Genomic DNA, 26,919 nt, shown 5'->3' on the forward strand with positions numbered 1-26,919 from the left:
GATCGTGACGCGCTCTGTGGCGCTGAGTTCGTGATAGGACATGGGGCAACACCTTACCGAAATGGTCGGGTGTTGCACTCAGTTTTTGCGGCCGCCGAGGTATTTGCTCCGTAAAGATATTGAATTGCGGCGATGTCATAAATACCTAAATCGGTTGGTTCTGCTTGGTACTCATAGTAAAATTTTCTTACGCTATTGTATGACATGACTGTATCGATTTTGTTGTACATTGAAGCGTTGGAGGAGTAGATCCATTCGTTATTGATTTTTTCATGTGTGTGTTGCAGGCCTAAAATGTGTCCGACCTCATGAGCTGTAACTGCCCAGCCTTGGGGGGTGTTTTGATGTTCAACACGTAAGCCGATAGTTGCATATTGGTCGCCTGGGTTGACGACGGCTACGCCATTATAAGCGTCGGTGCGCATGTTATATATCAGTAGGTCGGCCACGGGGCTGAAGGAAGGGGAGGTATAGAGGAAGTTGACATTTGTCACTTCTGAATATCTTTGGAGTACTGAGCTGATTAGTGATTTTTGAGCGGGGTCTGTGAATCCGAAATTTGACCCGAGTACTCCTGTGTCTTGGTTTGCAAGTGTTGACCAAGTTATAGTTTTGTTTGCGGGTAGTATCCATTTTCTAGCGGATTCGCCTTTTTTAAGTATGAAGTCGATTTCATCCTGCCCGGATTGTGAATAGGGTGTCATATTGGTCATGTCTGCATTTCCGTTTGGTTAAGTGTTTGTCGGTGTGCTGAGTTTTCATGGGTGCGCTTTTAAATTCACGATGCTTACTTGCATGTCATCTTTCCTCCAAGCTCTCATCCATGTATCGCTTCAACGGACTGAGGAAGTAGTCAATAACCCGTTGTCGATCGGTCTTAATTTCCGCACGCACTGCCATTCCCGGTGTCAGCGGCAAATCTTCGCTGCCCACACGGATATGGTTCTGGTTGAGTTCGATGTGCAGGCTATAGAGCAACCCGCGCTTTTCGTCCTCAATAGCGTCCTCGGAGAGGCTCAGCACTTTCCCGTGGAGCACGCCGTACTTGGTGAAGTTGAAGGCCTCGATCTTTACGGCCACGTCCTGGCCCGGATGCACAAAGCCAATGTCCTTGTTCTCCAGCTGGGCTTCGATTTCTATCGGTTGGTCGCGGGGCACCAGCACCATCAGCGGTTGCGCTTCGGTGACCACGCCACCAGCGGTACGGATCGCCAGTTGCTGGACGGTGCCGTCCACCGGAGCGGTGAGGCGGGTGAGGCTGTCCAGGCGTTCGGCCTTGTGCAGCTCCTGTTGCAGGGCGGCGGCTTTCTGCTCGGACTGGTGCAACAGGTCGAGCATGGCGCGGCGGTTTTGCGCCAGGGTGGTTTCCCGTTGCTGTTGCGCGGCTTGCCGCGCTGATGTGAGTTCGAGTATGCGGCTTTGCTGCTCGGTCAGTTGACGCTCCTGCTCCATCTGCTCCTGCTGCTTGTTCAGGTAGTGGTGCTTGGGCACCAACCCTTGCTCCGCCAGGCGCGCATAGTCGGAAGTAATGCGCCGGGTGATGGGCAGCATCTGCTCCAGTTTGCTGGCTGACAGTCTCGCGGCCTGGATTTCTGCGCTGCGCTGGGCAATCACCGCTTCCTGCTGCGCCAGGCCGCTGCGCAACTCCTGGTACTGACCTTGCAGCCAGAGGTTGGCGGCTTGTTGTTGCTCAACGCTGGCTTGTGGCAGTTTGGCGGCGACGTTGGTGGGGGGGTGTTGGTTGGTGATCGCATCGAGCATGGCCTGCGCGCGAACTGCATCCACCTGGCTGGCGAGCAGATCGCTGCCTAATCGCTCGACATCGGCGCTGGTCTGGCTCGGGTCTAGCTCCACCAGCAGATCGCCGGCCTTCACGGCCTGGCCATCGGTGACGTGAATGGCCTTCACCACGGCGACTTCATGCGGCTGGATGACCTTGCTGCGGCCACTGGGGACGATGCGTCCGTTGGCGGTGGCGACCACATCCACCTGGCCCAGGACGGCCCAGAGAACGGCCAGTGTCGCCAGCGTCATGATCAGCCATTGCAGGTAGCGAGGGGCCGGGTGAACGGGGGTTTCCTGCAAGGCCAAGGCGGCGGGGAGAAACTGTGCTTCGTGAGGCAAGCGCGGAGTTGTGTCCAGGCTGTGGCGCAGGCCCCAGGCGTGGTTCCACGCCAGACGATAGCGCTGCAGCAGCTCGCGATGGGCGCTCATTGGTCGTCACCGTGCTGCAACTGGTTCAGGCGCGCGTAGTGGCCCTGCTCAAGGAGCAACAGTTCGGCATGACTGCCTTGCTCGACGATCTGCCCGCGCTCCAGCACCACGATGCGGTTGGCTCGACGCACCGCACTCAGGCGGTGGGCAATGATGATGACGCTGCGGCCCTGGCAGATGGCGCGCATGTTCTGCTGGATGATCCGCTCGGACTCGTAGTCCAGCGCGCTGGTGGCCTCGTCGAAGATCAGGATGCGCGGGTTATTCAGCAGCGCACGGGCGATGGCGATGCGTTGCCGCTGGCCGCCCGAAAGTGAGGCGCCGTGTTCGCCGACGATAGTGTCGTAGCCTTCGGGCAGTTCCAGGATGAACTCGTGGGCGCCGGCCAGGTGGGCGACCTCGATCACCCGCTCCAGCGCCGCGCCTGGGTCGGTGAGGGCGATGTTGTCGCGGATGCTGCGGTTGAACAGCAGGTTTTCCTGCAACACCACGCCGATCTGCCGACGCAGCGAAGACATTTCGGCCAGCGCCAGGTCCATGCCATCCACCAGTACCCGCCCACGATCGGGCACGTAAAGGCGTTGCAACAGACGGGTGAGAGTGCTCTTGCCCGAGCCCGAGCGGCCGACGATGCCGATTACCTCGCCTGGGCGAATATCCAGGCTGATGCCGCGCAGTACTTCCGAGCCATCGCTGCGATAGCGGAAATACACCTGATCGAACTCGATCCGACCGCGCAACGGCGGCAGCGAGCTGCGCTGGCCGAGTCCGGCCTCGCTGCGGGTATTGAGAATGTCGCCCAGGCGCTGCATGGAAACGCCGGTCTGCTGGAAATTCGGCCATAGCTGAGCGAGGCGCATGATCGGCTGGGCCACGCGGCCGGCAAGCATGTTGAAGGCGATCAACTGGCCGACCGACAAGTCTCCCTCGATGACCAGGCGCGCGCCGAGCCAAAGGGTCATCACGGTCACCAGCTTGCCGATAAGGCCGACGCCCTCGTTCGCCAGCGTAGAGAGAACCTGTGTGCGAAAACTGGCGGCGACGTAAGCGGCCAGTTGGTTGTCCCAACGCCGTGTGGACTGCGGCTCCACTGCCAGGGATTTCAGGGTGTCGATGCCGTTGAGGGATTCGACCAGAAAGGCCTGGTTCTCCGCGCCGCGGTTGAAGCTCTCCTGCAGGCGAGCGCGCAAGGGTGGGGTGATAAGCAGCGACAGCAGCACGTAGACCGGCAATGACAAGATCACCACCAGCGTCAGCCAACCGCTGTAGACCAGCATCACCGCGATGAACACCACGCAGAACAGCAGATCCAGCAGCAGCGTGATCGCATTACCCGTCAGGAAACTGCGAATGTTCTCCAGCTCGCGCACCCGCGCTACCGAGTCGCCGACCCGTCGTGCATGGAAATAGGCGATGGGCAGGGCGATCAGATGGCGGTACAGGCGTGAGCCCAGCTCCACATCGATGCGGCTGGCGGTGTGGGCAAAGACGTAGGTGCGCAGGCCGCTGAGCAGGCTTTCGAAGATGAGGATGGTCAGCAGCCCGACACATAGCACATCGAGGGTGGACAGGCCCCGATGGACCAGGACCTTGTCCATCACTACCTGAAAGAACAATGGCGTCAGCAGGGCAAACAGCTGGAGGAAGAAGGAGGCAATCAATACCTCGCTGAGCAATTTGCGGTAGCGGACGATGGCGGGAATGAACCAGGTGAAGTCAAAACGTGCCAGTTCACCACCAATGGACGCCTGGGACCGCAACAGGATCAGCCGGCCGTTCCAGCGTTCCTTCAGATTGGCCAGCGGTATCGCTTCGGGGCGTTGTCCGGGGACTTGGATCAACGCCTGGCCCTGATCGACACGGGCAAGGATGAAGAAGCTGCCGTCGACGGCTTCGGCAATGGCGGGCAGTGGCGTTTGTGCCAGGCGTAATGGTTGTGACTGTGCGGATTTGGCGAGCAGCCCAAGTTTCCGGGCGGCGAGTAATAGGCGGTCGCGGTCAAAGGTTTGGGCGCCTTCGGCGAATTCGTGGCGCAGTTGCTCGGCGCTGGCGGCGATGCCGTGGAAGCTCGACAGCGTAATCAGGCATTGAAGGCCCGTGTCGAGGGGCGAGGACGGGACTTCCTGCGAGGCTGGAGCATTCATCTCTGTACTTCCTGTCAGGGATGGGCAGCACTGGCATGTGCTACCTGGACAAGGAAGTTATGTTTGTTCAGCCCGTGTTCAGCAATGGTGTTGTATAGCGCGGCATCCAAATCAGACGCTTCAGGCAGAGCCTGCTCTGGAATCAGGGTTTGCTGAGGAACAGAGTGTCCTCTTCGGGGGTAGGACGGCTTTCTCAGGACGACAGGACGGGGAATCGCGGGCGTTTACGAACCGCTGGCCTTCATTGATGCCCTTGATGCGATGGTCTTCGTCTGCCAGTCCACCGAATTGCGACTGGTGTGGTTGAGGAAGCGTGAAGAGCGGCGCTCCTGCCCCTACGGAATAGCCGCACTGCGCCACGGCAGTCTTGGCGCGACGGTGCGGCATGTGCAACGGCCCGCGTGGCTAGGGAGCTGCGTTCTTCCCCTCGACGAGAATGCCCTGTTCGCGGCCGCAGACCTCCACCAGGAAATCCCACACCAGCCTCAGCCGCACCGACCGGTGCAACTCGCGCCGCGTGCACATCCAGTATTCCCGTTCGATGAACTCCTCCGGCAGCACCGGCACCAGCCGTGGGTCGTGCAGGCCCATGTACTGCGGGAGGATGGCGATGCCGATGCCCGCCTGGGCGGCTTGTTGCTGGGCAACCACGCTGGTGCTGCGGAACACCACCTGCGGGTGGCGGCAGAAGCTGTGGTGGAACAGCAGTTCCTGGCTGAACAGCAGGTCGTCGACGTAGCCGATCCACGGGTGCTGGCTGAGGTCCTCGCGGTCGCGCAGGGGCGGGGCGTTTTCCAGGTAGGCGGGGCTGGCGAACAGGCTCAGGCGGTAGCGGGTGAGCAGGCGGCTGATGAGTAGGTCGGCGCTGGGGCGTTCCAGGGTGATGGCGATGTCCGCCTCGCGGTTGGTGATGCTGACGAAGCGTGGCACCGACACCAGTTCCACCTCCAGCCCGGGATACCTCTGCATCAGTTCGCCCATGCGCGGGGCGAGGAACATGGTGCCCAGGCCTTCGGTGACGCCGATGCGGATCTGCCCCAGCGGCGAGATGGCCTGGCTCATTTCCTCCTGGGCGAGGAGGGCGGTGTTTTCCATGGCCTCGGCGTGCTTGAGCAGCGCCTGGCCGGCCGGGGTGAGCTGGTAGCCGCCGGTGTGCTGGGCGAACAGCTGGGTGCCGAGGTCACGCTCGATGCTCTCGATATGCCGCGCCACGGTGGCGTGGGTGGTGCCCAGGCGCTTGGCGGTGGTCAGCAGGCGGCCGCTGCGGTGCAGCTCGAGGAAGTAGCGCAGGTCATTCCAGTCGAACATGGGCGGCTCTCGTTGGCAGAAGGCGCACTGTTAGAAAACGCACAGCAGGTGACTCGAAACGACTGTTCTTTTATCACGAACGAACGACTAGGCTCAGTCGTCATACCCAAAAGAACAAGAAACGACGAGGTGCTTTCCATGCCGCAGGCACTGGATGCTTATGACTACCTGATCGTTGGCGCGGGCCCTGCCGGCTGCCTGCTGGCCAACCGCCTGTCCGCCGACCCCGCCAACCGCGTGCTGCTGCTCGAAGCCGGCGGCCCGGACAACTATCCCTGGATCCACATCCCCGTCGGTTACCTCTATTGCATCGGCAACCCGCGCACCGACTGGTGTTTCGACACCGAAAAGGTGCCGGGCCTGAACGGCCGCGCCATCAAGTACCCGCGCGGGCGCACGTTGGGCGGCTGCTCCTCGATCAACGGCATGATCTACATGCGCGGCCAGGCGCTGGACTACGACGGCTGGGCGGCCGAGGGCAATCCTGGCTGGGGTTGGAACGACCTGCTGCCGCTATTCATGAAGATGGAGGACCACTTCGCCGGCGCAAGCGACTTGCACGGCTCCGGCGGCGAATGGCGGGTGGAGAAGCAGCGGTTGTCGTGGGCGATCCTCGATGCCTTCCGCGAAGCGGCGGCGCAGTCCGGCGTGCGCTCGGTGGAGGACTTCAATGGCGGCGACAACGAAGGCTGCGGCTATTTCCAGGTGAACCAGCGTTCCGGCGTTCGCTGGAATGCGTCGAAGGCTTTCCTGCGGCCCATTGCCAACCGCGCCAATCTCACCGTGCTGACCCACGTCGAAGCCCATCGTGTACTGCTGGAAAACGGTCGCGCGGTGGGCCTGGAAGTGAACTGGCAGGGGGCTCGGCGTGAACTGCGGGCCCGGCGCGAGGTGATCCTCTGCGCCGGGGCGATCAACACGCCGGTGTTGCTGCAACGCTCGGGCATCGGTCCGCGCGATCTGCTGGAGAAGCACGGAATCGGAGTGCGCCATGAGCTCTCCGGCGTCGGCGGCAACCTGCAGGATCACCTGCAGCTGCGCCTGATCTACCGCATGAACGGCGCACCTTCGCTGAACCAGATCGCCTCGACGCTGTGGGGCAAGATGGGCATGGGCCTGGAGTACCTGTTCAAGCGCAGCGGGCCTCTGTCCATGGCGCCGAGCCAACTGGGCGCGTTCGCCAAGTCCGACCCCGGCCAGCGTTCGGCCAACCTCGAATACCACGTGCAGCCGCTGTCGCTGGAGCGCTTCGGCGAGCCGTTGCACAGCTTCCCGGCGTTCACCGCTTCGGTGTGCGACCTGCGCCCATTGAGCCGTGGCTCGGTCACGCTGCGTTCGCTCGACCCGCGCGACAAACCGGTGATCCAGCCCAACTACCTGAGCCACCCACAGGACCTGCGCGTAGCCGCCGATGCCATCCGCCTGACCCGGCGTATCGCCGCCGCACCCGCGCTGGCGCGTTTCAACCCGGTGGAGTTCAAGCCCGGCCCGGATTACCAGACCGAGAAAGACCTGCACCGCGCCGCCGCCGAGATCGGCACCACCATCTTCCACCCGGCCGGTACCTGCCGCATGGGGCAGGGCGGGGGGGCGGTGGTGGACAGCCAGTTGCGCGTGCATGGCATTCCCGGCCTGCGCATCGCCGACGCTTCGATCATGCCCAGCCTGACCTCCGGCAACAGCTGTTCGCCGGTGCTGGTGATCGCGGAAAAGGCCGCGCAGATGATTTTGAGCGAACCCGCGCGCGGCGCGGAGGTCATCCCTTCCAGTGGGCGCACACAGGAGGAAGCTCCGGTGGCGTGACGGCGATCCCGTCTGCCCACTTTTTATTTGGCGTGTAGCAAGACAACCGGTATCGCGCGGTGTGAAGGCCGTGGCAGTCGAGGCTGACAAAAACAAGAGCCCCCAGAAGGGGCAGGAGAGCCCGTAATGACCGATGTAGCACAGCCCAGCTCCTATGAGCGTCCCGCGACCACGCGTCGCGACGAGCGCAAGGTGATCTTCGCCTCGTCGCTCGGCACGGTGTTCGAGTGGTACGACTTCTTCCTCTACGGATCGCTGGCGGCGATCATTGCCAAGCACTTCTTCGCCGGGGTCAACGACACCACTGCCTTCATCTTCGCCCTGCTGGCGTTCGCCGCCGGCTTCCTCGTCCGTCCCTTCGGCGCGCTGGTGTTCGGCCGCCTGGGCGACATGATCGGGCGCAAGTACACCTTTCTCGTCACCATCCTGCTGATGGGCCTGTCGACCTTCGCCGTCGGCCTGCTGCCGGCCTACGCCACCATCGGCGTGGCGGCACCGGTCATCCTCATCGTGTTGCGCCTGTTGCAGGGCCTGGCGTTGGGCGGGGAGTACGGCGGCGCGGCGATCTACGTGGCCGAACACGCGCCGGACCACAAACGTGGCGCCTACACCAGCTGGATCCAGTGCACCGCCACCGGCGGGCTGCTGCTGTCGCTGGTGGTGATCTGGGGTTGCCGCCAGCTCACCGGGCCGGAGTTCGAAACCTGGGGCTGGCGCCTGCCATTCCTGATTTCCATCGTGCTGCTGGGCATCTCCACCTGGATTCGCCTGTCCATGCACGAGTCGCCGGCGTTCCTGAAGATGAAGGCCGAGGGCAAGGTGAGTAAATCGCCGCTCAAGGAATCGTTCACCCGCTGGAGCAACCTGAAGATCGTGCTGATCGCGCTGTTCAGCATCAACGCCGGGCAGGCGGTGACCTTCTACGCCGCACAGTTCTACGTGATGTTCTTCCTCACCCAGGTGCTCAAGGTCGACCCGGCGCTATCCAACGGGATGCTGATCGTTGCGCTGGTGATCGGTGCGCCGCTGTTCGTGATCATGGGCTGGCTGTCGGACAAGGTCGGTCGCAAGCCGGTGCTGATCACCGGGTTGCTGCTGGCCACGGTGCTGTATTTCCCGCTGTTCAAGGCGCTGACCCACTACGCCAACCCGCAGATCGACGCGGCCTCGCGCCAAGCGCCGGTCACCGTGATGGCGGACCCGGCCACCTGCACCTTCCAGTTCGATCCGGTGGGCAAGGCCAAGTTCGACAGCGCCTGCGACAAGGCCAAGACGCTGCTGGTGAAAGGCGGCGTGCCCTACAGCACGCTGGCTGCGCCGGCTGGTAGCGAGTTGGTGGTGACCGTGGGCGAGAAGCGCATCGAGGGCTTCGACGCCGCCGCGCTGGGCGCAGCGGTGAAGGATGCCGGCTACCCGACCGTGGCTGATTCCTCGCTGGTGAACCGGCCGATGGTGGTGGCCATCATCGTCGCGCTGATCTTCATCGCCACCTGCTGCTATGGCCCGCTGGCGGCGCTGATGGTCGAGCTGTTCCCGACACGCATCCGCTACACCTCGCTGTCGCTGCCGTACCACATCGGCAACGGCTGGTTCGGCGGGTTGCTGCCGACCATCTCGTTCGCCCTGGTGGTGTATACCGGCAACATCTTCTACGGGCTCTGGTACCCGGTGCTGGTGACGGCGATGAGCCTGGTGTGCTCGCTGCTGTTCCTGCGCGAGACCAAGGACAACGACATCCACGCCGATTGACCGGCGCTTGAAGTGAACGAGGCCCGCGCGATGCGGGCCTCGTTCATGGCGGAGAGGTATCGCGGCGACACGGTGTCGCTTACCCTATGCCGACTTGGCCTGCGCAGCGGGCCATTCGTATTGGAGTTCGAGCATGAGTCAAGAGATCGCCACCGTTACCGTCAGCGCCGAGCACTGGGGCCGCGAAGCCGAAGCAGTGGATAACGCCCGCGTCACCATCACCCTCAGCGCTCCCGAAGAAGGCGTGATCGAGGTGCGTTTCAAGGGCCAGCTGGATGCCCCGGAAGAGCCGACCCACGTCTGCGTGACGCTGGATAACGGGTTGTCCTATTACGGCGAGATCCAGGGTGGCGAGGCGAATGAAGAGGGCGGCTGGCTGCGCTTCGAGGGCGAGCTGATCGATCTGGAAGGTTTTTAAGCCGAAAGTTCCCTGGAGGATACGCCGCAAGCCGATGTTGTCCTGCGCAGCGGACTCCATTTTCAATGGCGTTCCCAGGGGCCATCGCTCCTACAAAATGCCCGCCCAATGAAAAACCGGCCATCTGGGCCGGTTTTTCATTGCCTGTGGATAACCTCACTGCTGCGGGATCATCCCCTCGATGCGCTTGGCGAAGGCATTGGCCAGCGGGCCATCGGCGAGCAGCAGCAGGTAGTCGTGCTCGGACTTGGCCGCCGGGGCGATCTGGTACTTCAGGGTGCCCGAGGCGACCTGGCCGACCACCGGTACGGTCAGGGTGCCGACGCATTCCAGTACGCCGCTGTCCGGGTCCTTGTCGATGATCGCCACGTCCTTCAGCTCGGCCTTGCTCAGCGCATCGGACTGGGCGGAAAGCGCGCCGGAGAGGAAGACCTTCACCAGCTGGTTCTTCACGTCGTCCGAGCCGCAGACCTTGGCCTCGTTCCCCCCGCAGGCGCTCAACAATGCGGCTGCGGCCAGCACGGCCGAGAATTTCAACAGTTTCATCTATCCACCCTGTGGCGTTCCATGATGGCCATTGGATAGGAAGTTACCGGAAAAATTCCCTGTCATCTCGTCCCGTTTCGCCAGCTCGACGGCGAAACGGGAGTAGGGCCATGGGCCGTCAGACCACGAAGCGCGCCACCATGCCGTTCAGGTCCACGGCCAGCCGCGACAGTTCCTGGCTTGCCGCGCTGGTCTGGGTGGCACCGGCCGAGGTCTGGGTCGCCAGGTCGCGGATGGTCAGCAGGTTGCGGTCCACCTCGCGGGCGACCTGGGCCTGTTCCTCGGTGGCGCTGGCGATCACCAGGTTGCGTTCGTTGATCAGCGACATGCGTTGCAGGATCACCTGCAGCGAGTCGCCTGCCTCGCCGGTGCGGCTGACGGTGCGCTCGGCGTGGGCGGTACTGCTGAGCAGCGCGGTGACGGTGCGATCGCTGCCGTTCTGGATGGCCGACACCAGCTCCTCGATCTCACGGGTCGAGCTCTGCGTGCGCTGGGCCAGCGAGCGAACCTCGTCGGCGACCACCGCGAAACCACGCCCGGCCTCGCCGGCGCGGGCGGCTTCGATGGCGGCGTTGAGCGCCAGCAGGTTGGTCTGCTCGGCGACGCTGCGGATCACTTCCAGCACCTTGCCGATGTCCTGCGCCTGGTTTGCCAGGGCTTCGGCCTGCTGCGAAGCCTGGCCCACTTCACCAGCCAGGATGCCGATGGCGCTGGAGGTTTCGTCCACCCGCTCGCTGCCGCTGCGCGCGGCGTCGATGGCCTCGCGGGAGGCGGCGGAGGTCGAGGCGGCGTTGCTGGCGACTTCCTCCACGGCGCTGGTCATCTGGTTGACCGCGGTGGCGGCCATCTCGATCTGGTCGCTCTGCTGCTGCAGCGCGCGGCTGCTGTCGTCCATGACGCTGTGCATTTCCTCGGCGGCCGAGGCCAGCTGGCTGGCCGAATTGCCGATGCCACGGATGGTCTCGCGCAGGCTGGTCTGCATCTCCGCGAGGGCCTTGAGCAACTGTGCCGGCTCGTCACGGCCCTCGATGCCGAAGCGCTGGCTCAGGTCGCCGCTGGCGATGGTCTGGGCCACGCGCACCGCCTGGCTTAGCGGTACGACGATACTGCGGGTGAGTTGCCAGGCCAGTAGCAGGGTCAGGCCGACACTCAGCAGCAGAATGCCGCCGACCACCATTCGGCCGCTCTGGAACTGCTCCACGGCGCGGTCGGCGGCAGCAGCGGCGCCGTTGCGGTTGAGGTCGATCAGCGCGGTGAGGCGCTTGTTCAGTTCGGCGCCCTGCTGGGTGATGTTGCCGTTGAGGATGTGCAGCGCGCCTTCCTCGTCGTTCTGGCGGACCTTTTCCAGCAACTGGTCGACAAAGCCCAGGTAGCCGTCCAGCGCCTGGCGAAGTTCATCGGTGCGCTGCTGCTCTTCGCTGCTGAGGATCAGCCGGCGGTAGTCGGCCAGCACCTTGTCCTTGTCCTGCCGCGCTTCGGCGATCAGCTCCAGGCTGTGCTGGCGCGCGGTGCTGTCGTGGTTGACCAGCAGGCGCATGGATTCCAGGCGGATGCGGGCGATGTCGCCCGACAGCTGGTTCATCTGGCTGATGCTCAGCAGCCAGTTGCTGTCGATTTCCTCGGAAGCGGCGCGCAGGGTCGACAGCTTGTACAGCGAGAACAACCCAAGAAACACCAGGAGCAGGCCCATGACAGCGAAACCCAGGGACGCGCGGCGGCCAATACTCATGCTTCTGAACATCGTGAATTTCCCTTTTCTTCATCCATTGTGTGGAGCCGGCAGGCTCTGCCATGCACGGTGATGGCGCGGTGATATTACTTGGCGCCAATTTTTCGCTGCAGTGGCAAAACAGGACTCGCAGAGGAAATTCCTGGCCGTTCTGACCAAGGGCAAGTCAGGCGAGCGTGAGCCAGGCCAGTACGGCGTAGCGCCCGACCTTGGCGACGCTGACCAGAAGCAGGAAACGCCACAGGGGCTCGCGCATGACACCGGCGACCAGTGTCAGCGGGTCACCGATCACCGGCGCCCAGCTGAGCAGCAGCGACCAGTTGCCGAAGCGCCGGTAATGGCGCTGGGCTTTCTCCAGCGCCGCATCGCTCACCGGAAACCAGCGGCGCCCGCGCCAGCGCTCCAGACCCCGGCCCAGCAGCCAGTTCACCAGCGAGCCGAGCACATTGCCCAGGCTCGCGGCCAGCAATAGCGACCACACGGGGTACTGGCCGCCCAGCAGCAGAGCCACGAGCAAGGCTTCGGATTGCAGTGGCAGCAGGGTGGCGGCGGTGAAGGCTGAGAGGAACAGGCCAAGGTGGGCGGCCAGGGCAAGGCTGAGCATGAGTCTTGGATTGGCCGAAGGACAGGAAGAGTGAGAGTGGCAGAACCAGCGTGCTAAAAATTCGGAATAAAGAGAAAAGGTTCCGGTGTCTGCGGATACTATATGTCCTATCTTGCTGATGATTTGGTAGGAATTTACTTTCGCGGCGTGTTTCCCCGAATACTTCCTACATCAGTACGCCACAAATCTCTTGGGGAACGCTGTGAAGAACTGGACTTTACGCCAACGCATCCTGGCCAGCTTTGCCGTCGTCATCGCGATCATGCTGCTGATGGTGGTGATTTCCTACACCCGCCTGCTGCGCGTCGAGGCCAGCACCAAGCGGGTCAGTGAGGACGCCATGCCTGGCACTTACGCCCTGACAACCGTCCGCTCGGCCTGGACTGACAGTATCCTGCTGACCCAGGTGTTGGTCGGCCTGAGTGACGGCAAGGCCCTCGACGAGGCTCGTCGCCAGGAGTTCCGTGCCAATCACGACACCCTGATCGAGCGCATTGCCTCCTACGAACGCACCGTCAACGATCCGCGCGACCATGAGATCCTCGCCCACTTCAAGCAGCAGGCGAGCGAGTACGACGCGTTGCTGGGCCAGGTACTGCAGCTTTACGGCACTGACCGTGAAGCGGCGCGCAAGCTCCTGCTGGATCGCCTGGAGCCCATGTGGGAAGACGGCCGCAAGACCCTCAACCAACTGATCTCGCTGAACAAGGAGATCGCCGATGCCGCTTCCGCGAACATCGTCACCGAGGTGACCACCGCCAAGGCCATCATGCTGATCTCCCTGCTGCTGGCCATCGCCGTCGCCGCGGTGTGCGGCCTGTTGCTGATGCGTGCCATCACCGGACCGGTGAGCCAGGTGGTCAAAGGTTTGCAGGTGATGGGCAGCGGGGACTTCACCACGCGCCTGGCGATGGAGCGCAACGACGAGTTCGCGGTGATAGAGACCGGCTTCAACGGCATGGCCGAGGAGCTCAAGGGCCTGGTTTCGCAGGCGCAGCGCTCGGCCATCCAGGTGACCACCTCGGTCACCGAAATCGCCGCCACCTCCAAGCAGCAGCAGGCCACCGCCACCGAGACCGCCGCCACGACCACCGAGATCGGCGCTACCTCGCGGGAAATCGCCGCCACCTCGCGCGACCTGGTGCGCACCATGACCGAAGTGTCGTCGGCTGCCGAGCAGACTTCCACCCTGGCCGGCTCCGGCCAGCTCGGCCTGGCGCGCATGGAAGAGACCATGCACCACGTGATGGGCGCCGCCGAACTGGTCAACGCCAAGCTGGCGATCCTCAACGAGCGCGCCGGCAACATCAACCAGGTGGTCACCACCATCGTCAAGGTGGCCGACCAGACCAACCTGCTGTCGCTCAACGCCGCTATCGAGGCGGAGAAGGCCGGCGAGTACGGCCGCGGCTTCGCCGTGGTGGCTACCGAAGTGCGCCGGCTGGCCGACCAGACCGCCGTGGCCACTTACGATATCGAGCAGATGGTCCGCGAGATCCAGTCCGCCGTCTCTGCCGGCGTAATGGGCATGGACAAGTTCTCCGAGGAGGTGCGTCGCGGCATTTCCGAAGTCGGCCAGGTCGGCGAGCAGCTCTCGCAGATCATCCAGCAGGTGCAGGCCCTGGCACCGCGTGTGCAGATGGTCAACGAAGGCATGCAGGCCCAGGCCACCGGCGCCGAGCAGATCAACCAGGCGCTGGTGCAGCTGGGCGAGGCCACCGGGCAGACTGTGGAATCCCTGCGTCAGGCCAGCTTCGCCATCGATGAGCTGAACCTCGTGGCCAACGGACTGCGCAATGGCGTCTCGCGCTTCAAGGTCTGACACCGCCGCGGCGGGCAGGCTGTACCTGCAATTCCGCCTGGGTGCGGACCGCTATGCGCTGGATGTCCATGACGTGATCGAAGTGCTGCCGGTGCCGGCGCTCAAGCGTGTGCCGGAAGCACCAGCCTGGGTTGCCGGGCTGTTTCCGCACCGTGGCGCGCTGCTGCCGGTGCTGGACATGAGCCAGCTCGCCTTCGGCCACAGCGCGCCACGCCGCACCAGTACGCGTCTGGTGCTGGTGCGCTATCGCGCCGTTGCGGAAGGGCAGGAACAGCGGCTCGGGCTGATCCTCGAACAGGCCACCCACACCTTGCGCCGCGACCCGGCGAGCTTCCGCGACTATGAACTGGACAACGGCAGCGCCCGCTACCTTGGCCCCGTTCTGGAAGACGAGCAGGGCCTGTTGCAGCGCGTGAGCGTTGACCAGTTGCTCAGCGACGAAGCCCGCGCGCGCCTGCTGCTGGACGGGAGTGCGCCGGCATGACCACCGATCCGCGCTTCGCCCGGTTGCTCAAGGAACGAATCGGCCTGGACGCCGAGTCCGTCGGCGACGTCGTGATCGAGCGCGCCGTGCGCCAGCGCTGCAACAAGGTCAGCGGTGGCAATGGCGAGCATTACTGGATGCTTCTGCAGGGCTCCACCGAGGAAGTGCAGGCGCTGATCGAGGCGGTGATCGTTCCGGAGACCTGGTTCTTCCGTTATCCCGAATCCTTCGGCGCGCTCGCCGATCTCGCGTCCCGGCGCGTGCTGGAGCTGGCCGGCAGCCGCCCGCTGCGTGTGCTGAGCCTGCCGTGCTCGACTGGCGAGGAGCCGTACTCGATCGTCATGGCACTGCTGGACGCAGGACTGGCACCGTCCGCCTTCCAGGTCGATGCGTTGGATGTCAGCCGCGCGGTGCTGGAGCGGGCGGAAGAAGGGCGTTATGGCCGCAACTCCTTCCGCGGTTCCAGCCTGGAATTCCGCGACCGCCATTTCAGCGCCGATGGCAACGATTACCAACTCGCCGAGGCGGTGCGCCGCAAGGTCCGCTTTCGCGTCGGTAACCTGCTGGCGCAGGGCTTGCTGGCCGGCGAGGCGCCCTATGACTATGTGTTCTGCCGCAACCTGCTGATCTATTTCGACCGGCCGACCCAGGAACAGGTAGTGGAAGTGCTGTGTCGCCTGACGCGGCCGGATGGCGTGCTGTTCATCGGCCCGGCCGAGGCCAGCCTGATGTCGCGCATCGGGCTGCGTCCGCTGGGTGTCCCGCAATCCTTCGCCTTCCCACTGGAAAGCGTCGAACCGGCTCCCCGCGTGGCGCCGCTGAACTGGACCGCGCCGGCGCCGATCCCACGTCCGGCTCCGCCCAAACCCGCGCCGGTGCGCCCGCGCCTGGCCGCCAAACCCGAGCAGCCGGTCACTGTGTCTGCCGGTAACGCGCTGGTGGAGATCGCCCGGCTGGCCAACGCCGGCCAGGCCGCCGAAGCGCGCCAGCGTTGCGAGGCGTGGCTGGCCGAGAATGGCCCGGACGCCGAAGCATTCTACTGGCTCGGCCTGCTGGCCGATGCCCAGGGCCAGGGTAACGAGGCGCAGGCCTTCTACCGCAAGGCCCTTTACCTGAAACCCGATCATCAGGAAAGCCTGCAGCACCTGGCCGCACTGCTCGCGGCCCAGGGCGACACGGCCGGCGCCCGGCGTCTGCAGGAGCGCGCCGCGCGAGGAGTGAAGCGCAATGGTTGAACGCGGCTACGCCACCTTTGGATCCGACCTGCCGTCAGTGGACGACTGCTGGAACCGCATCGGCGTGCGCGGCGACCGGAGCTGCCCGAAGCTGGCCGAGCACATCCATTGCCGCAACTGCCCGGTGCATGCCGCCGCCGCCATCAGCCTGCTGGACCGTTACGCGCTGGGCAGCGAAGGTGCGGAGCTGGCGCCTGTCGAACCCACCGAAGTGGCCATCGAAGAGGGCCGCCCGCACCTGATCTTCCGACTCGGCGAGGAATGGCTGGGCCTGCCCACCCGCGCGCTGGCCGAGGTGGCACCGTCCTGCGTCGTGCACTCGCTGCCGCACCAGCGCTCGCCAGCGCTGCTGGGCGTGGCCAATGTGCGTGGCACCCTGGTGGCGTGCATTTCCCTGGGCGAGCTGCTCGGCCTCGACAATCGTACGGCCACTCGTGACGACGCCCGCGTCGTGCCGCGCATGCTGATCCTGGCGGCCGTTGGCGGGCCGATCATCTCGCCGGTGGACGAGGTGGAAGGCATCCATGAGTTGGACGAGGGCGCCATAGTCGAAGCTTCGTCCCAGAACCACGCGGCCACCGATCGCTTTACCCGCGGCGTGATGCTGTGGCGCAGCCGCAGCATCCGCCTGCTCGATCAGGAAGCCCTGCTCGATGCCGCCACCCGGAGCCTCGCATGACCCCGGACCAGATGAAGGACGCATCGATGCTGGAGCTGTTCCGCCTGGAGGCGGAGGCTCAGACGCAGGTGCTGGTGCAGGGCCTGATGGCGCTGGAGCGCAACCCGACCCAGGCCGACCAGCTCGAAGCCTGCATGCGCGCGGCGCACTCGCTTAAGGGCGCGGCGCGGATCGTCGGGCTGGATGCCGGCGTGCAGGTCGCCCATGTGATGGAGGACTGCCTGGTCGGCGCCCAGGAGGGCCGCCTGCGGCTGACCTCCGGGCATATCGACGCGCTGCTGGCCGGCACCGATATCCTCCTGCACATCGCCGACGCCCAGCCCGAGCGTGCGGAGCAGGCCCAGCAGGGCGTGCCGGCCATGGTCGAACGCCTGCAGGCGCTGCTTTCCGGAAAGACCCCGGCACCGCCGGCGCCTCCCGTTGCCATGCCGGTCGAGCCGGCCCCCGTCGCCATTGAGGCGGCTACTGAATCGCCCACGCCGCTTGCCGCGCCCGCCGAGCCGGCACCCCGTCGCCGCTCCAGCGACAGCGATGAAGCCGGCGAACGCGTGCTGCGGGTTACCGCCGAGCGCCTCAACCAACTGCTCGACTATTCCAGCAAGTCGCTGGTGGAGTCCCAGCGCCTCAAGCCGCTGCTCGATTCCCTGCAGCGCCTCAAGCGCATCCAGGCCAGTGCCAGCCGCGTCCTGGATGGCGCCCGCGACGCCGCCAGCACGGCCAATCTCGACGCCGAGGCGCAGGCTTATCTGGCCGACGCGCGCCGCCTGGTCGGCGAGTGCCAGCAACTGCTCAGCGAGCAGATCGCCGAGCTGGACGAATTCAGCTTCAAGGCCGGCCAGCGCGCGCAGTCGCTCTACGACACCGCATTGTCCTGCCGCATGCGACCGTTCTCCGACGTGCTGTCCGGGCAGGCGCGGATGGTCCGCGATCTCGGCCGCTCGTTGGGCAAGGCCGTGCGCCTCGACGTGCATGGCGCGACGACCCAGGTCGACCGCGATGTGCTGGAAAAACTCGAGGCGCCGCTCACTCATCTGCTGCGCAACGCCGTCGACCACGGTATCGAATCCGCCGAGGTACGCGCCCGCGCCGGCAAGCCGGAACAGGGCAGCATCCAGCTGCTGGCTCGCCATCACGCTGGCATGCTGGTCCTGGAGCTGCAGGATGACGGCGGCGGTGTTGACCTCGACCGCCTGCGCAGCGCCATCGTCCGCCGCCAGCTGTCCACCGAGGAAACCGTGGCGCGCCTCACCGAGGACGAGCTGCTGAGCTTCCTGTTCCTGCCCGGCTTCAGCATGCGCGAGCAGGTCACCGAGGTGTCCGGCCGCGGTGTCGGCCTGGACGCCGTGCAGCACATGGTGCGCCAGCTGCGCGGCGGCATCCGCATGGAGCAGGTGCGCGGGCAGGGCGCGCGCTTCCACCTGGAAGTGCCGCTGACGCTGTCCGTGGTGCGCAGTCTGGTCGTCACCATCGGTGGCGAGACCTATGCCTTCCCGCTGGCGCACATCGAACGCATGCGCCGGTTGGCGCCGGACGAGATCGTCCAGCTCGAAGGCCGCCAGCAGTTCTGGCACGAAGGTCGGCATGTCGGGCTGGTGTCCGCCAGCCAACTGTTGCAGCGCCCCGATGGCGAAGCTACGCCGGACGAGATTCCGGTGGTGGTGATCCGTGACCGCGAAAGTGCCTATGGCGTGGCGGTGGAGAAGTTCATCGGCGAGCGCACCCTGGTGGTGGTGCCGCTGGACGCGCGGCTGGGCAAGGTGCAGGACGTTTCCGCCGGTGCGCTGCTGGATGACGGCACGCCGGTGTTGATCCTCGACGTCGAGGACATGCTGCGCTCGGTGGAGAAGCTCCTGGCTACCGGCCGGCTCGAACGCATCGACCCTACCGGGCGCCTCGCCGGCCCGGCGCGCAAGCGCGTGCTGGTGGTGGACGACTCGCTCACCGTGCGTGAATTGGAGCGTAAGCTGCTGCTGGGCCGTGGCTACGATGTCGCTGTGGCGGTGGACGGCATGGACGGCTGGAACGCCCTGCGCTCGGAGCATTTCGACCTGGTCATCACCGACATCGACATGCCGCGCATGGACGGTATCGAGCTGGTGACCCTGATCCGCCGCGACACCCGCCTGCAATCGCTGCCGGTGATGGTGGTGTCCTACAAGGACCGCGAAGAAGATCGTCGACGCGGCCTGGATGCCGGCGCCGACTATTATCTGGCCAAGGCCAGCTTCCACGACGAGGCCCTGCTGGATGCGGTGGTCGACCTGATCGGGAGTGCGCAGGGATGAAGATAGGGATAGTCAACGACATGCCCCTGGCGGTGGAGGCGATGCGCCGCGCGCTCGCGTTCGAGCCGGCGCACCGCGTCGTCTGGGTCGCCGCCAACGGCGCCGAAGCGCTGGAGATGTGCGCCGCGCAGAAGCCCGACGTGATCCTCATGGACCTGCTGATGCCAGTGATGGATGGCGTCGAGGCGACCCGCCGGATCATGGCCCAGAGCCCTTGCGCGATCATCGTCGTCACGGTGGACCTGGAGCAGAACATGAGCCGCGTGTTCGACGCCATGGGCAATGGCGCCGTGGACGCGGTGAACACCCCGGCCATGGGCTCCGGAGACCCTGCCGAGGCGGCTCGGCCGCTGCTGCGAAAACTGCAGAACCTGGCCTGGCTCAACGCCCCGCTCGACAGCCGCCCGACCGCCAGCGCGGCGCCGGCGCGCAAGGGTTCGGGGGCGCGCAAGCTGATCGCCATCGGCTCCTCGGCGGGCGGCCCGGCGGCGCTGGCCGATCTGTTCGCCCGTCTGCCGGCGGATTTCCCGGCGGCCATTGTGGTCGTCCAGCATGTCGACGAGGTGTTTGCCGCCGGCATGGCCGAGTGGCTCTCGACCCAATCGACGATTCCGGTGCGCCTGGCCCGCAACGGCGAGCCGCCGCAGCCGGGCTGCGTGCTGCTGGCCGGCACCAATCACCATATCCGCCTGGTCAAGGGCGGCGAGCTGGCCTACACCGCCCAGCCCAGTGGCCACATCTATCGGCCCTCGATCGATGTGTTCTTCGACAGTGTGGTGGAGTACTGGCCTGGCGACGCCGTTGGCGTGCTGCTCACCGGCATGGGCCGGGACGGCGCCGAGGGATTGAAACGCATGCGCGAACGCGGCTTTTTGACGCTGGCCCAGGACCAGGCCAGCAGCGCCGTGTACGGTATGCCCAAGGCTGCGGCGGCGATCGGCGCCGCCGTGGAGATTCGCGCGCTGGGCGACATCGCCCGAAGACTCGCTGAAGTCTGCGCCTGAGTGCCGGCTACGGAGCCCCATCAGATGAACCCTTTGACGAGTGACTACCCCGTGAACACCCCAGGCGATTCCGCTGTGATGGTGCTGCTGGTCGATGACCAGCCGATGATCGGCGAGGCCGTGCGCCGCGCGCTGGCGGACGACCCTGGCATCGACTTCCATTTCTGCTCCGATCCGCACCAGGCCATTGCCCTGGCCATTCAGATCAAACCCACGGTGATCCTCCAGGACCTGGTGATGCCCGGCGCCGATGGCCTCTCGCTGGTACGCGAGTACCGCGGCAACCCGGCCACCCGCGACCTGCCGATCATCGTGCTGTCGACCAAGGAAGACCCGGCGGTGAAGAGCGCGGCGTTCAGCGCCGGCGCCAACGACTACCTGGTCAAGCTGCCCGACGCCATTGAGCTGATCGCCCGCGTGCGCTACCACTCGCGTTCTTACCTCGCCCTGCAGCAGCGCGACGAGGCCTACCGAGCCCTGCGCGAGAGCCAGCAGCAGTTGCTGGAAACCAACCTGGTGTTGCAGCGGCTGATGAACTCCGACGGCCTGACCGGGCTGTCCAACCGCCGGCACTTCGACGAATACCTGGAAATGGAGTGGCGCCGCGGCCTGCGCGAGCAGACCCAGCTGTCGATCCTGTTGATCGACGTGGATCACTTCAAGGCTTACAACGACACCTTCGGCCACGTGCAGGGCGACGAGGCGCTGCGCCAGGTGGCCGGGGCGATCCGCGCCAGCGCCAGCCGCCCCTCGGACCTGCCGGCGCGCTACGGCGGCGAGGAGTTCGTCATGGTCCTGCCCAACACCTCGCCCGGCGGCGCACGCCTGCTCGCCGAGAAGCTGCGGCGCCTGGTGCAGGACCTGAATATCCGCCACGAACTGCCCACTCCGGGCTCGTCGCTGACCATCAGTATCGGTGTGGCGACGCTGATCCCCCAGGCCGGGCAGGCCTGCCGCCAGCTCATCGAACTGGCTGACCAGGCGCTCTACAACGCCAAGCACGGCGGACGCAACCAGGTGGCCATCGCCGGCTGAACGGGCGGGGAGGGCGCGAAAACGGTGGGCGTGCTTTGTCGCAAAGCCTGAAAAGGCGGCGAAAAATCACGTATACTTGCCGGCTTTTCTACGCCCTTTACCCGTGAGAGATGCCCGCCATGGAAATCCAACCGATCCTCAACAGCATCAAGGACCTCACCGACCGTACCCAGTCGATTCGGGGGTATCTTTGACTACGATCTGAAACATGATCGTCTGATTGAAGTCAACCGCGAGCTGGAAGACCCGGCGGTCTGGAACAAGCCCGAATACGCCCAGAACCTGGGCCGCGAGCGCGCCATGCTGGCGCAGATCGTCGAGACCCTCGACGAGCTCACCGGCGGTCTGGCCGACTCCCGCGACCTGCTCGACATGGCGGTCGAAGAGGATGACGAAGGCGCCGTGGCCGACGTCGAGGCCGAAGTCCAGCGCCTGCGCGAGATCCTCGAGAAGCTCGAGTTCCGCCGCATGTTCAGCGGCGAGATGGACCCCAACAACGCCTACCTGGACATCCAGGCCGGCTCCGGCGGCACCGAAGCCCAGGACTGGGCCAACATGCTGCTGCGCATGTACCTGCGCTGGGCCGACAAGAACGGCTTCGATGCCGAGATCGTCGAGCTGTCCGAGGGCGAAGTCGCCGGCATCAAGGGCGCCACTGTGCACATCAAGGGCGAGTACGCCTTCGGCTGGCTGCGCACCGAGATCGGCGTGCACCGACTGGTGCGCAAGAGCCCGTTCGACTCCGGCAACCGTCGCCACACCTCGTTCACCGCAGTGTTCGTCTCGCCGGAAATCGACGACAACATCGAGATCGAGATCAACCCGGCCGACCTGCGCATCGACACCTACCGCTCCTCCGGCGCGGGCGGTCAGCACGTGAACACCACCGACTCCGCGGTGCGTATCACCCACGTGCCGACCAACACCGTGGTGGCGTGCCAGAACGAACGCTCCCAGCACGCCAACAAGGACACCGCCATGAAGATGCTGCGGGCCCGGTTGTACGAGCAGGAGATGCAGAAACGCACCGCCGCCTCGCAGGCGCTGGAAGACACCAAGTCCGATATCGGCTGGGGCCACCAGATCCGTTCCTACGTGCTCGACCAGTCGCGTATCAAGGACCTGCGTACCGGCGTGGAACGCAGCGATTGCGACAAGGTGCTCGACGGCGACCTCAACGAATACCTGGAAGCCAGCCTGAAACAAGGCCTGTAAACAGCACCACCCTGCAGGGCTCGCCATACGGCGAGCCCTGCCAGTAACCCCATATTGATCAAGACGCCAGGCAGATAGACGACCATGAGCGACCAACAACTCGACCAGCACGACCTGCAACAGGAAGAAAACAAGCTGATTGCCCAGCGCAAGGAAAAGCTTGCCGCCGTGCGTGAGGCCAAGGCCATTGCCTTCCCCAACGACTTCCGCCGCGCCGACTACTTCGCGGACCTGCAGAAACAGTACGCCGACAAGACCAAGGAAGAGCTGGAAGCAGCCGCCATCCCGGTCAAGGTCGCCGGTCGCATCATGCTCAACCGTGGTTCGTTCATCGTCCTGCAGGACAGCAGCGGCCGTCTGCAGGCCTACGTGAACCGCAAGACCCTGCCGGAAGAAACCCTGGCCGAGATCAAGACCTGGGACCTGGGCGATATCATCGGCGCCGAAGGCACCCTGGCCCGTTCCGGCAAGGGCGACCTGTACGTCGAGATGACCAGCGTGCGCCTGCTGACCAAGTCCCTGCGCCCGCTGCCGGACAAGCACCACGGCCTGACCGACACCGAGCAGCGCTACCGCCAGCGCTACGTCGACCTGATCGTCAACGAAGAAACCCGCCACACCTTCCGCGTGCGTTCGCAGGTCATCGCCCACATCCGTCGCTTCCTTTCCGATCGCGGCTTCCTCGAAGTGGAAACCCCGATGCTGCAGACCATCCCCGGCGGCGCGGCGGCCAAGCCCTTCGAAACCCACCACAACGCGCTGGACATGGCCATGTTCCTGCGTATCGCCCCGGAGCTGTACCTCAAGCGCCTGGTGGTCGGTGGCTTCGAGAAGGTCTTCGAGATCAACCGCAACTTCCGTAACGAAGGCGTTTCGACCCGGCACAACCCCGAGTTCACCATGCTCGAGTTCTACCAGGCCTACGCCGACTACGAAGACAACATGGACCTGACCGAGGAGCTGTTCCGCGAGCTGGCCCAGGCGGTGCTCGGCAGCACCGACGTGCCCTACGGCGACAAGGTCTTCCACTTCGGCGAGCCGTTCGCCCGCCTGTCCGTGTTCGATGCCATCCTCAAGTACAACCCGGAACTCACCGCGGCTGATCTGAACGACCTCGAGAAGGCCCGCGCCATCGCCAAGAAGGCCGGCGCCAAGGTTCTCGGCCACGAAGGCCTGGGCAAGCTGCAGGTGATGATTTTCGAAGAGCTGGTCGAGCACAAGCTGGAGCAGCCGCACTTCATCACCCAGTATCCGTTCGAAGTCTCCCCGCTGGCGCGCCGCAACGACAACGACCCGAGCGTCACCGACCGCTTCGAGCTGTTCATCGGTGGCCGCGAGATCGCCAACGCCTACTCCGAGCTCAACGACGCCGAAGACCAGGCCGAGCGCTTCATGCTGCAGGTGAAGGAGAAGGACGCCGGTGACGACGAGGCGATGCACTACGACGCCGACTTCGTCAACGCGCTGGAATACGGCATGCCGCCCACCGCCGGCGAAGGCATCGGTATCGACCGCCTGGTGATGTTGCTGACCAACTCGCCGTCGATCCGCGACGTCATCCTGTTCCCGCATATGCGCCCGCAGGCGTAAGCGCAGGAGTCAGCGAAAAAGGCCGCCCACTGGGCGGCCTTTTTCGTTTTTGCGTCGATCGGGCGGACGGGCGACACGGGCCCTCCGTGCGTTTCCGAGGTCGGGCGGTTCTTGTAGGATCGTCCGACGAAATGCATGTCACTCCCGTGGCTCGTGCGCTATGTGGCACGTCATACACCCAGGCCTGACTCCCTGCCGCCTGCTCTGCCTCGCGGCCTGCTTCGTGCGCCGGTGTCGCAGCCGCATGGCGGCGATTGTTTTCCCACAGAAAAGCTCGAACAATGCGCCATCAGGCCGCGCCGTCGGAGGTAATGCCCGTGACCCCAGTGTCCCCGCGAGACAGTGCCGCGCAAGTCGCCAGCGCCATCGCCGAAAGTGTCAAATACCAGGGCCGCAAGGCCAGCCGCCAGGGCAGCGAGCAGCGCCGCCAGGCGATCCTCGACGCCGCCCTGCGGATCATCGTGCGCGATGGCGTCCGCGCCGTACGCCACCGTGCCGTGGCCGCCGAGGCCGGCGTGCCGCTGTCCGCCACCACCTACTACTTCAAGGACATCCAGGACCTCATCACCGATACCTTCGCGCTCTTCGTCGAGCGTAGCGCCGAAGCCCTGTCGACCTTCTGGGGCAGCGTCGAGGGTGACCTCCAGGCCATGGCCGCCGGCCTCGCCCAGGACGACCCACAGGCGCGCCGGGAGCTGACCGCGAATATCGTCGAGCTGGCGATCCAGTACGTCATGGTCCAGCTCAACGAACGCCGCGAGCACCTGCTGGCCGAACAGGCCTTCCGCCAGGAGGCGCTGCTCAACCCCAGCCTCAGCGATCTGGCGCAGCGCCACCGGCGGATTCTTTCCCTGGGCGTGGTGCATTTCTTCGAAGTGCTCGGTTCAAAGCAGCCCGAGCAGGATGCCCGGGTGTTGACGGCCATCATCCTGCAGATGGAGTATCAGGGCCTGCTGGACGGCGCCGACCACCTGCAGACCGAGGAAATGCGTGCCATCCTTAGCCGCTATCTCGATCTGGTGATGGGCCTGTAGCCCCGGCTGCTGCATTCCAACCCCGCCATCCGGCGGGGTTTTCGTGTCGGAACTCTGGACGCCTTGGCGCATCGCATGCAAAGGCATCCGGACCTAAGGAGGGCGTGATGAAAGTCTGGCGTGCACTGCTGCTGTTGAGCATCTGCCTGCTCAGTGGCTGTCTGGTGACGTTCAAGGACCCGATTCCGGCCAACGAGCCCGCGCCGGCTCACCTGCTGGGCCAGTGGTCACGTGTGGACGAGTACGGCGAGGAGCAGTTCCTCGAGGTCACCCGCTCCGGCTCCAACCTCTACCGTGCGCTCAGCTACGTCGACAGCAAGGACAACACCGACAGTGTCGAGGACTTCGGCTTCACCGTCGCCCATCACGGCAGTCGCTGGTACCTCTCGGCCGGGTTGCCGAAGAGCATGGGCGGCAACTTCGCCCTGGCCGGCTTCGAGATCACCGACAAGGACGAACTGGTGATCTATAACCTGGATGTCGAGCATATCCTGCAGGACATGAAGGAAGGCGCGCTCAAGGGCGAGAAGGTCGACACCGAGCAGGGTGCCGGTGCGCTGGTGAGCAGCCCGCTCGCCGACGTCATCGCCTACCTGAATGATCCGGCCAATTCCGACGTGTTCGTCGAAGCGCTGCGCTTCTCGCGCGTGACCCCGGGAGAAAAGCAATGACCCCACGGCGCAAGAAGTCCACGCCCAACGAGTACCAGCAGATCATCCGCAGCCTGTCCGACCGGATCGTCGAGGCGCAGACACCGATCCGCGTACTCGATGCCATCAAGTGGGATGACAGCATCCGCGACGACTTCCTCAAGGGCCGCGGCAAGCATGCGCCCAAGGTCGACCGCAGCTACTACGACAGTCGCCCACTGTCCTTCGACAGCAGCGCGAAGAAGCAGGAATTCCAGAACATCGAGCGCGACATTACCCGCCACCTGGGGCAGTTCAATCCGGTCGGGCAGATCATGCGGCGCATGTGCAAGGAATATCGCATGGTCATCCGCATGCTCGAAGCACGCGGCACCCAGGACTTCGGGCTGATTTCCCAGGAGCTCTACGGCTCGGCCTCCGATGCTTTTCATGCCGGCGACCCGACCCTGGCCGACCTGGGCCTGATGCTCTCGGACTACCTGAACAACATCGCCGACCGAGGCGACCTCAAGGACGAACCCAAGACCCTTACCGCCAGCGACGCGGTGCGGATGTTGCAGGAGCGCCTGAACAAGGTCTTCGACGGCAAGGAAGACACCATCCGCGTCTTCGAGTCCGACGGCATCGTCGCTGACGCGGCGGCCGGCGCCGATTACATCAAGGTGCGTGCCGACGCCATGTTCAACGAGCGCGACGTGCGCGCGCTGGAAGTCCACGAAGGCCTGGTGCACGTCGGCACCACGCTCAATGGCCTCAACCAGCCGATCTGCACCTTCCTCGCCAAGGGCCCGCCGTCGTCCACCGTGACCCAGGAAGGCCTGGCGATCCTGATGGAAGTGATCGCCTTCGCCTCCTACCCGACCCGCCTGCGCAAGCTCACCAACCGCACCCGCGCCATCCACATGGCGGAGGAGGGGGCGGACTTCCTGGAAGTGTTCAACTTCTACCGCGAGCAGAACTACAGCGCGGAAAGCAGCTACCAGAACGCCAGCCGGGTGTTCCGCGGTTCGACGCCGTCGGGCCTGCCGTTCACCAAGGACCTGTCGTACCTCAAGGGCTTCATCCTGATCTACAACTACATCCAGCTCGCCGTGCGCAAGGGCAAGCTGGAGCAGATCCCGCTGCTGTTCTGCGGCAAGGCCACCCTGGAAGACATGCGCACCCTGCGCCAACTGGTGGACGAGGGCCTGGTGGTGCCGCCCAAGTACCTGCCGCCGCAGTTCCGCGACCTCAACGCACTGTCGGCGTGGATGTGTTTCTCCAACTTCCTCAACCACCTCAGCCTCGACCGCATCGAGGCGGACTACGCCAATATCCTCTAACGATTGGACGGCATGGCGTGCGGCTGGACACGCCCTCTCCCTAACCCGG

Annotated in this window: 22 protein-coding genes; 15 read left to right on the top strand and 7 right to left on the bottom strand. The window is 64.8% G+C overall.

Going from position 1 to position 26,919, the window contains the following annotated elements; all coding sequences use genetic code 11:
• Positions 1–53: 53 nt before the first annotated feature.
• The 4 genes from A9513_RS35260 to A9513_RS27800 all read right to left on the bottom strand — a co-directional run bounded on the left by A9513_RS35260 (position 54) and on the right by A9513_RS27800 (position 5,666).
• On the bottom strand, positions 54–713 hold the full coding sequence (locus tag A9513_RS35260) for a M12 family metallo-peptidase (protein WP_083196238.1): 660 nt from the start codon (positions 711–713) through the stop codon (positions 54–56).
• An 85-nt stretch (positions 714–798) separates the two neighbouring features.
• A complete protein-coding gene (locus tag A9513_RS27790; RefSeq protein WP_065086124.1) occupies positions 799–2,214 on the bottom strand; it encodes an HlyD family type I secretion periplasmic adaptor subunit in 1,416 nt (471 codons plus the stop codon).
• A complete protein-coding gene (locus tag A9513_RS27795; protein WP_024765686.1) occupies positions 2,211–4,358 on the bottom strand; it encodes a type I secretion system permease/ATPase in 2,148 nt (715 codons plus the stop codon). Before A9513_RS27795 ends, A9513_RS27790 begins: the two co-directional genes overlap by 4 nt.
• 405 nt (positions 4,359–4,763) lie before the next feature.
• Complete coding sequence (locus tag A9513_RS27800; RefSeq protein WP_024765685.1) at positions 4,764–5,666, bottom strand: LysR family transcriptional regulator; 903 nt, start codon at positions 5,664–5,666, stop codon at positions 4,764–4,766.
• 138 nt (positions 5,667–5,804) lie between these two features.
• Here A9513_RS27800 and A9513_RS27805 point away from each other — a divergent pair, with 138 nt between their 5' ends.
• The 3 genes from A9513_RS27805 (at position 5,805) to A9513_RS27815 (ending at position 9,636) form a co-directional block, all read left to right on the top strand.
• A complete protein-coding gene (locus tag A9513_RS27805; protein WP_024765684.1) occupies positions 5,805–7,469 on the top strand; it encodes a GMC family oxidoreductase in 1,665 nt (554 codons plus the stop codon).
• Positions 7,470–7,595: 126 nt separating this feature from the next.
• Positions 7,596–9,218, top strand: a complete 1,623-nt coding sequence (locus A9513_RS27810; protein ID WP_065086125.1) for an MFS transporter — start codon at positions 7,596–7,598, stop codon at positions 9,216–9,218.
• A gap of 133 nt (positions 9,219–9,351) precedes the next feature.
• Positions 9,352–9,636: a hypothetical protein gene (locus tag A9513_RS27815; protein WP_024765683.1), complete on the top strand. Its 285-nt coding sequence runs from the start codon at positions 9,352–9,354 to the stop codon at positions 9,634–9,636.
• 156 nt (positions 9,637–9,792) lie between these two features.
• On the opposite strand, the gene A9513_RS27820 is transcribed toward A9513_RS27815, so the two are convergent.
• From A9513_RS27820 to A9513_RS27830, 3 genes are all read right to left on the bottom strand, one after another.
• On the bottom strand, positions 9,793–10,182 hold the full coding sequence (locus tag A9513_RS27820; protein ID WP_024765682.1) for a hypothetical protein: 390 nt from the start codon (positions 10,180–10,182) through the stop codon (positions 9,793–9,795).
• 118 nt (positions 10,183–10,300) lie between these two features.
• On the bottom strand, positions 10,301–11,923 hold the full coding sequence (locus tag A9513_RS27825; RefSeq protein ID WP_065086126.1) for a methyl-accepting chemotaxis protein: 1,623 nt from the start codon (positions 11,921–11,923) through the stop codon (positions 10,301–10,303).
• Positions 11,924–12,077: 154 nt separating this feature from the next.
• Positions 12,078–12,515 (bottom strand): YqaA family protein, encoded by a 438-nt coding sequence (locus tag A9513_RS27830; RefSeq protein WP_065086127.1) that lies wholly within the window; start codon positions 12,513–12,515, stop codon positions 12,078–12,080.
• 202 nt (positions 12,516–12,717) lie between these two features.
• Between A9513_RS27830 and A9513_RS27835 the strand changes: the two genes are divergently transcribed.
• The 12 genes from A9513_RS27835 (at position 12,718) to A9513_RS27890 (ending at position 26,870) form a co-directional block, all read left to right on the top strand.
• The gene (locus A9513_RS27835; protein WP_065086128.1) at positions 12,718–14,337 is read left to right on the top strand and encodes a methyl-accepting chemotaxis protein; all 1,620 of its coding nucleotides are present in this window, start codon (positions 12,718–12,720) and stop codon (positions 14,335–14,337) included.
• Positions 14,312–14,821 (top strand): chemotaxis protein CheW, encoded by a 510-nt coding sequence (locus A9513_RS27840; protein ID WP_065086129.1) that lies wholly within the window; start codon positions 14,312–14,314, stop codon positions 14,819–14,821. The genes A9513_RS27835 and A9513_RS27840 overlap by 26 nt, the downstream gene beginning before the upstream one ends.
• Positions 14,818–16,056: a protein-glutamate O-methyltransferase CheR gene (locus tag A9513_RS27845; RefSeq protein WP_065086130.1), complete on the top strand. Its 1,239-nt coding sequence runs from the start codon at positions 14,818–14,820 to the stop codon at positions 16,054–16,056. The genes A9513_RS27840 and A9513_RS27845 overlap by 4 nt, the downstream gene beginning before the upstream one ends.
• Positions 16,049–16,735, top strand: coding sequence for a chemotaxis protein CheW (locus A9513_RS27850; protein WP_065086131.1), 687 nt, complete (start codon positions 16,049–16,051; stop codon positions 16,733–16,735). Before A9513_RS27845 ends, A9513_RS27850 begins: the two co-directional genes overlap by 8 nt.
• The gene (locus tag A9513_RS27855; RefSeq protein WP_065086132.1) at positions 16,732–19,020 is read left to right on the top strand and encodes a hybrid sensor histidine kinase/response regulator; all 2,289 of its coding nucleotides are present in this window, start codon (positions 16,732–16,734) and stop codon (positions 19,018–19,020) included. Before A9513_RS27850 ends, A9513_RS27855 begins: the two co-directional genes overlap by 4 nt.
• The gene (locus A9513_RS27860) at positions 19,017–20,024 is read left to right on the top strand and encodes a chemotaxis response regulator protein-glutamate methylesterase (protein WP_024765675.1); all 1,008 of its coding nucleotides are present in this window, start codon (positions 19,017–19,019) and stop codon (positions 20,022–20,024) included. Before A9513_RS27855 ends, A9513_RS27860 begins: the two co-directional genes overlap by 4 nt.
• 24 nt (positions 20,025–20,048) lie before the next feature.
• Positions 20,049–21,059, top strand: a complete 1,011-nt coding sequence (locus A9513_RS27865) for a PleD family two-component system response regulator (protein WP_024765674.1) — start codon at positions 20,049–20,051, stop codon at positions 21,057–21,059.
• Positions 21,060–21,178: 119 nt separating this feature from the next.
• Positions 21,179–22,274, top strand: a protein-coding gene (gene prfB, locus A9513_RS27870) for a peptide chain release factor 2 (RefSeq protein ID WP_099051256.1) whose coding sequence is annotated in 2 segments (ribosomal slippage) — positions 21,179–21,250 and positions 21,252–22,274 — 1,095 coding nt in all. Because the reading frame shifts where the segments join, the coding sequence is not laid out codon by codon here.
• 84 nt (positions 22,275–22,358) lie between these two features.
• Positions 22,359–23,864, top strand: coding sequence for a lysine--tRNA ligase (gene lysS / locus A9513_RS27875; RefSeq protein ID WP_024765672.1), 1,506 nt, complete (start codon positions 22,359–22,361; stop codon positions 23,862–23,864).
• Positions 23,865–24,181: 317 nt separating this feature from the next.
• Positions 24,182–24,898, top strand: a complete 717-nt coding sequence (locus A9513_RS27880) for a TetR/AcrR family transcriptional regulator (RefSeq protein WP_024765671.1) — start codon at positions 24,182–24,184, stop codon at positions 24,896–24,898.
• Between the two features lie 107 nt (positions 24,899–25,005).
• A complete protein-coding gene (locus A9513_RS27885) occupies positions 25,006–25,569 on the top strand; it encodes a hypothetical protein (protein ID WP_065086133.1) in 564 nt (187 codons plus the stop codon).
• The gene (locus A9513_RS27890) at positions 25,566–26,870 is read left to right on the top strand and encodes a flavohemoglobin expression-modulating QEGLA motif protein (RefSeq protein ID WP_054908275.1); all 1,305 of its coding nucleotides are present in this window, start codon (positions 25,566–25,568) and stop codon (positions 26,868–26,870) included. The genes A9513_RS27885 and A9513_RS27890 overlap by 4 nt, the downstream gene beginning before the upstream one ends.
• Positions 26,871–26,919: the final 49 nt, after the last annotated feature.

Origin of the sequence: Pseudomonas sp. AU12215, from assembly GCF_001675465.2 — a bacterium.
In the GTDB taxonomy this organism is placed as follows: domain Bacteria; phylum Pseudomonadota; class Gammaproteobacteria; order Pseudomonadales; family Pseudomonadaceae; genus Pseudomonas; species Pseudomonas nitroreducens.

What these genes read in the sequence shown, in the direction of transcription:
- A9513_RS27845 (WP_065086130.1), top strand. Translation starts at nt 14,818, where the DNA reads ATGACCACCGATCCGCGCTTCGCCCGGTTGCTCAAGGAACGAATCGGC.
- A9513_RS27860 (WP_024765675.1), top strand. Translation starts at nt 19,017, where the DNA reads ATGAAGATAGGGATAGTCAACGACATGCCCCTGGCGGTGGAGGCGATG.
- A9513_RS27820 (WP_024765682.1), bottom strand. Translation starts at nt 10,182, where the DNA reads ATGAAACTGTTGAAATTCTCGGCCGTGCTGGCCGCAGCCGCATTGTTG.
- A9513_RS27825 (WP_065086126.1), bottom strand. Translation starts at nt 11,923, where the DNA reads ATGTTCAGAAGCATGAGTATTGGCCGCCGCGCGTCCCTGGGTTTCGCT.
- A9513_RS27865 (WP_024765674.1), top strand. Translation starts at nt 20,049, where the DNA reads ATGAACCCTTTGACGAGTGACTACCCCGTGAACACCCCAGGCGATTCC.
- A9513_RS27815 (WP_024765683.1), top strand. Translation starts at nt 9,352, where the DNA reads ATGAGTCAAGAGATCGCCACCGTTACCGTCAGCGCCGAGCACTGGGGC.
- A9513_RS27850 (WP_065086131.1), top strand. Translation starts at nt 16,049, where the DNA reads ATGGTTGAACGCGGCTACGCCACCTTTGGATCCGACCTGCCGTCAGTG.
- A9513_RS27890 (WP_054908275.1), top strand. Translation starts at nt 25,566, where the DNA reads ATGACCCCACGGCGCAAGAAGTCCACGCCCAACGAGTACCAGCAGATC.
- A9513_RS27830 (WP_065086127.1), bottom strand. Translation starts at nt 12,515, where the DNA reads ATGCTCAGCCTTGCCCTGGCCGCCCACCTTGGCCTGTTCCTCTCAGCC.
- A9513_RS27810 (WP_065086125.1), top strand. Translation starts at nt 7,596, where the DNA reads ATGACCGATGTAGCACAGCCCAGCTCCTATGAGCGTCCCGCGACCACG.
- A9513_RS35260 (WP_083196238.1), bottom strand. Translation starts at nt 713, where the DNA reads ATGACCAATATGACACCCTATTCACAATCCGGGCAGGATGAAATCGAC.
- A9513_RS27795 (WP_024765686.1), bottom strand. Translation starts at nt 4,358, where the DNA reads ATGAATGCTCCAGCCTCGCAGGAAGTCCCGTCCTCGCCCCTCGACACG.
- A9513_RS27805 (WP_024765684.1), top strand. Translation starts at nt 5,805, where the DNA reads ATGCCGCAGGCACTGGATGCTTATGACTACCTGATCGTTGGCGCGGGC.
- lysS (WP_024765672.1), top strand. Translation starts at nt 22,359, where the DNA reads ATGAGCGACCAACAACTCGACCAGCACGACCTGCAACAGGAAGAAAAC.
- A9513_RS27840 (WP_065086129.1), top strand. Translation starts at nt 14,312, where the DNA reads ATGGCGTCTCGCGCTTCAAGGTCTGACACCGCCGCGGCGGGCAGGCTG.
- A9513_RS27800 (WP_024765685.1), bottom strand. Translation starts at nt 5,666, where the DNA reads ATGTTCGACTGGAATGACCTGCGCTACTTCCTCGAGCTGCACCGCAGC.
- A9513_RS27790 (WP_065086124.1), bottom strand. Translation starts at nt 2,214, where the DNA reads ATGAGCGCCCATCGCGAGCTGCTGCAGCGCTATCGTCTGGCGTGGAAC.
- A9513_RS27885 (WP_065086133.1), top strand. Translation starts at nt 25,006, where the DNA reads ATGAAAGTCTGGCGTGCACTGCTGCTGTTGAGCATCTGCCTGCTCAGT.
- A9513_RS27855 (WP_065086132.1), top strand. Translation starts at nt 16,732, where the DNA reads ATGACCCCGGACCAGATGAAGGACGCATCGATGCTGGAGCTGTTCCGC.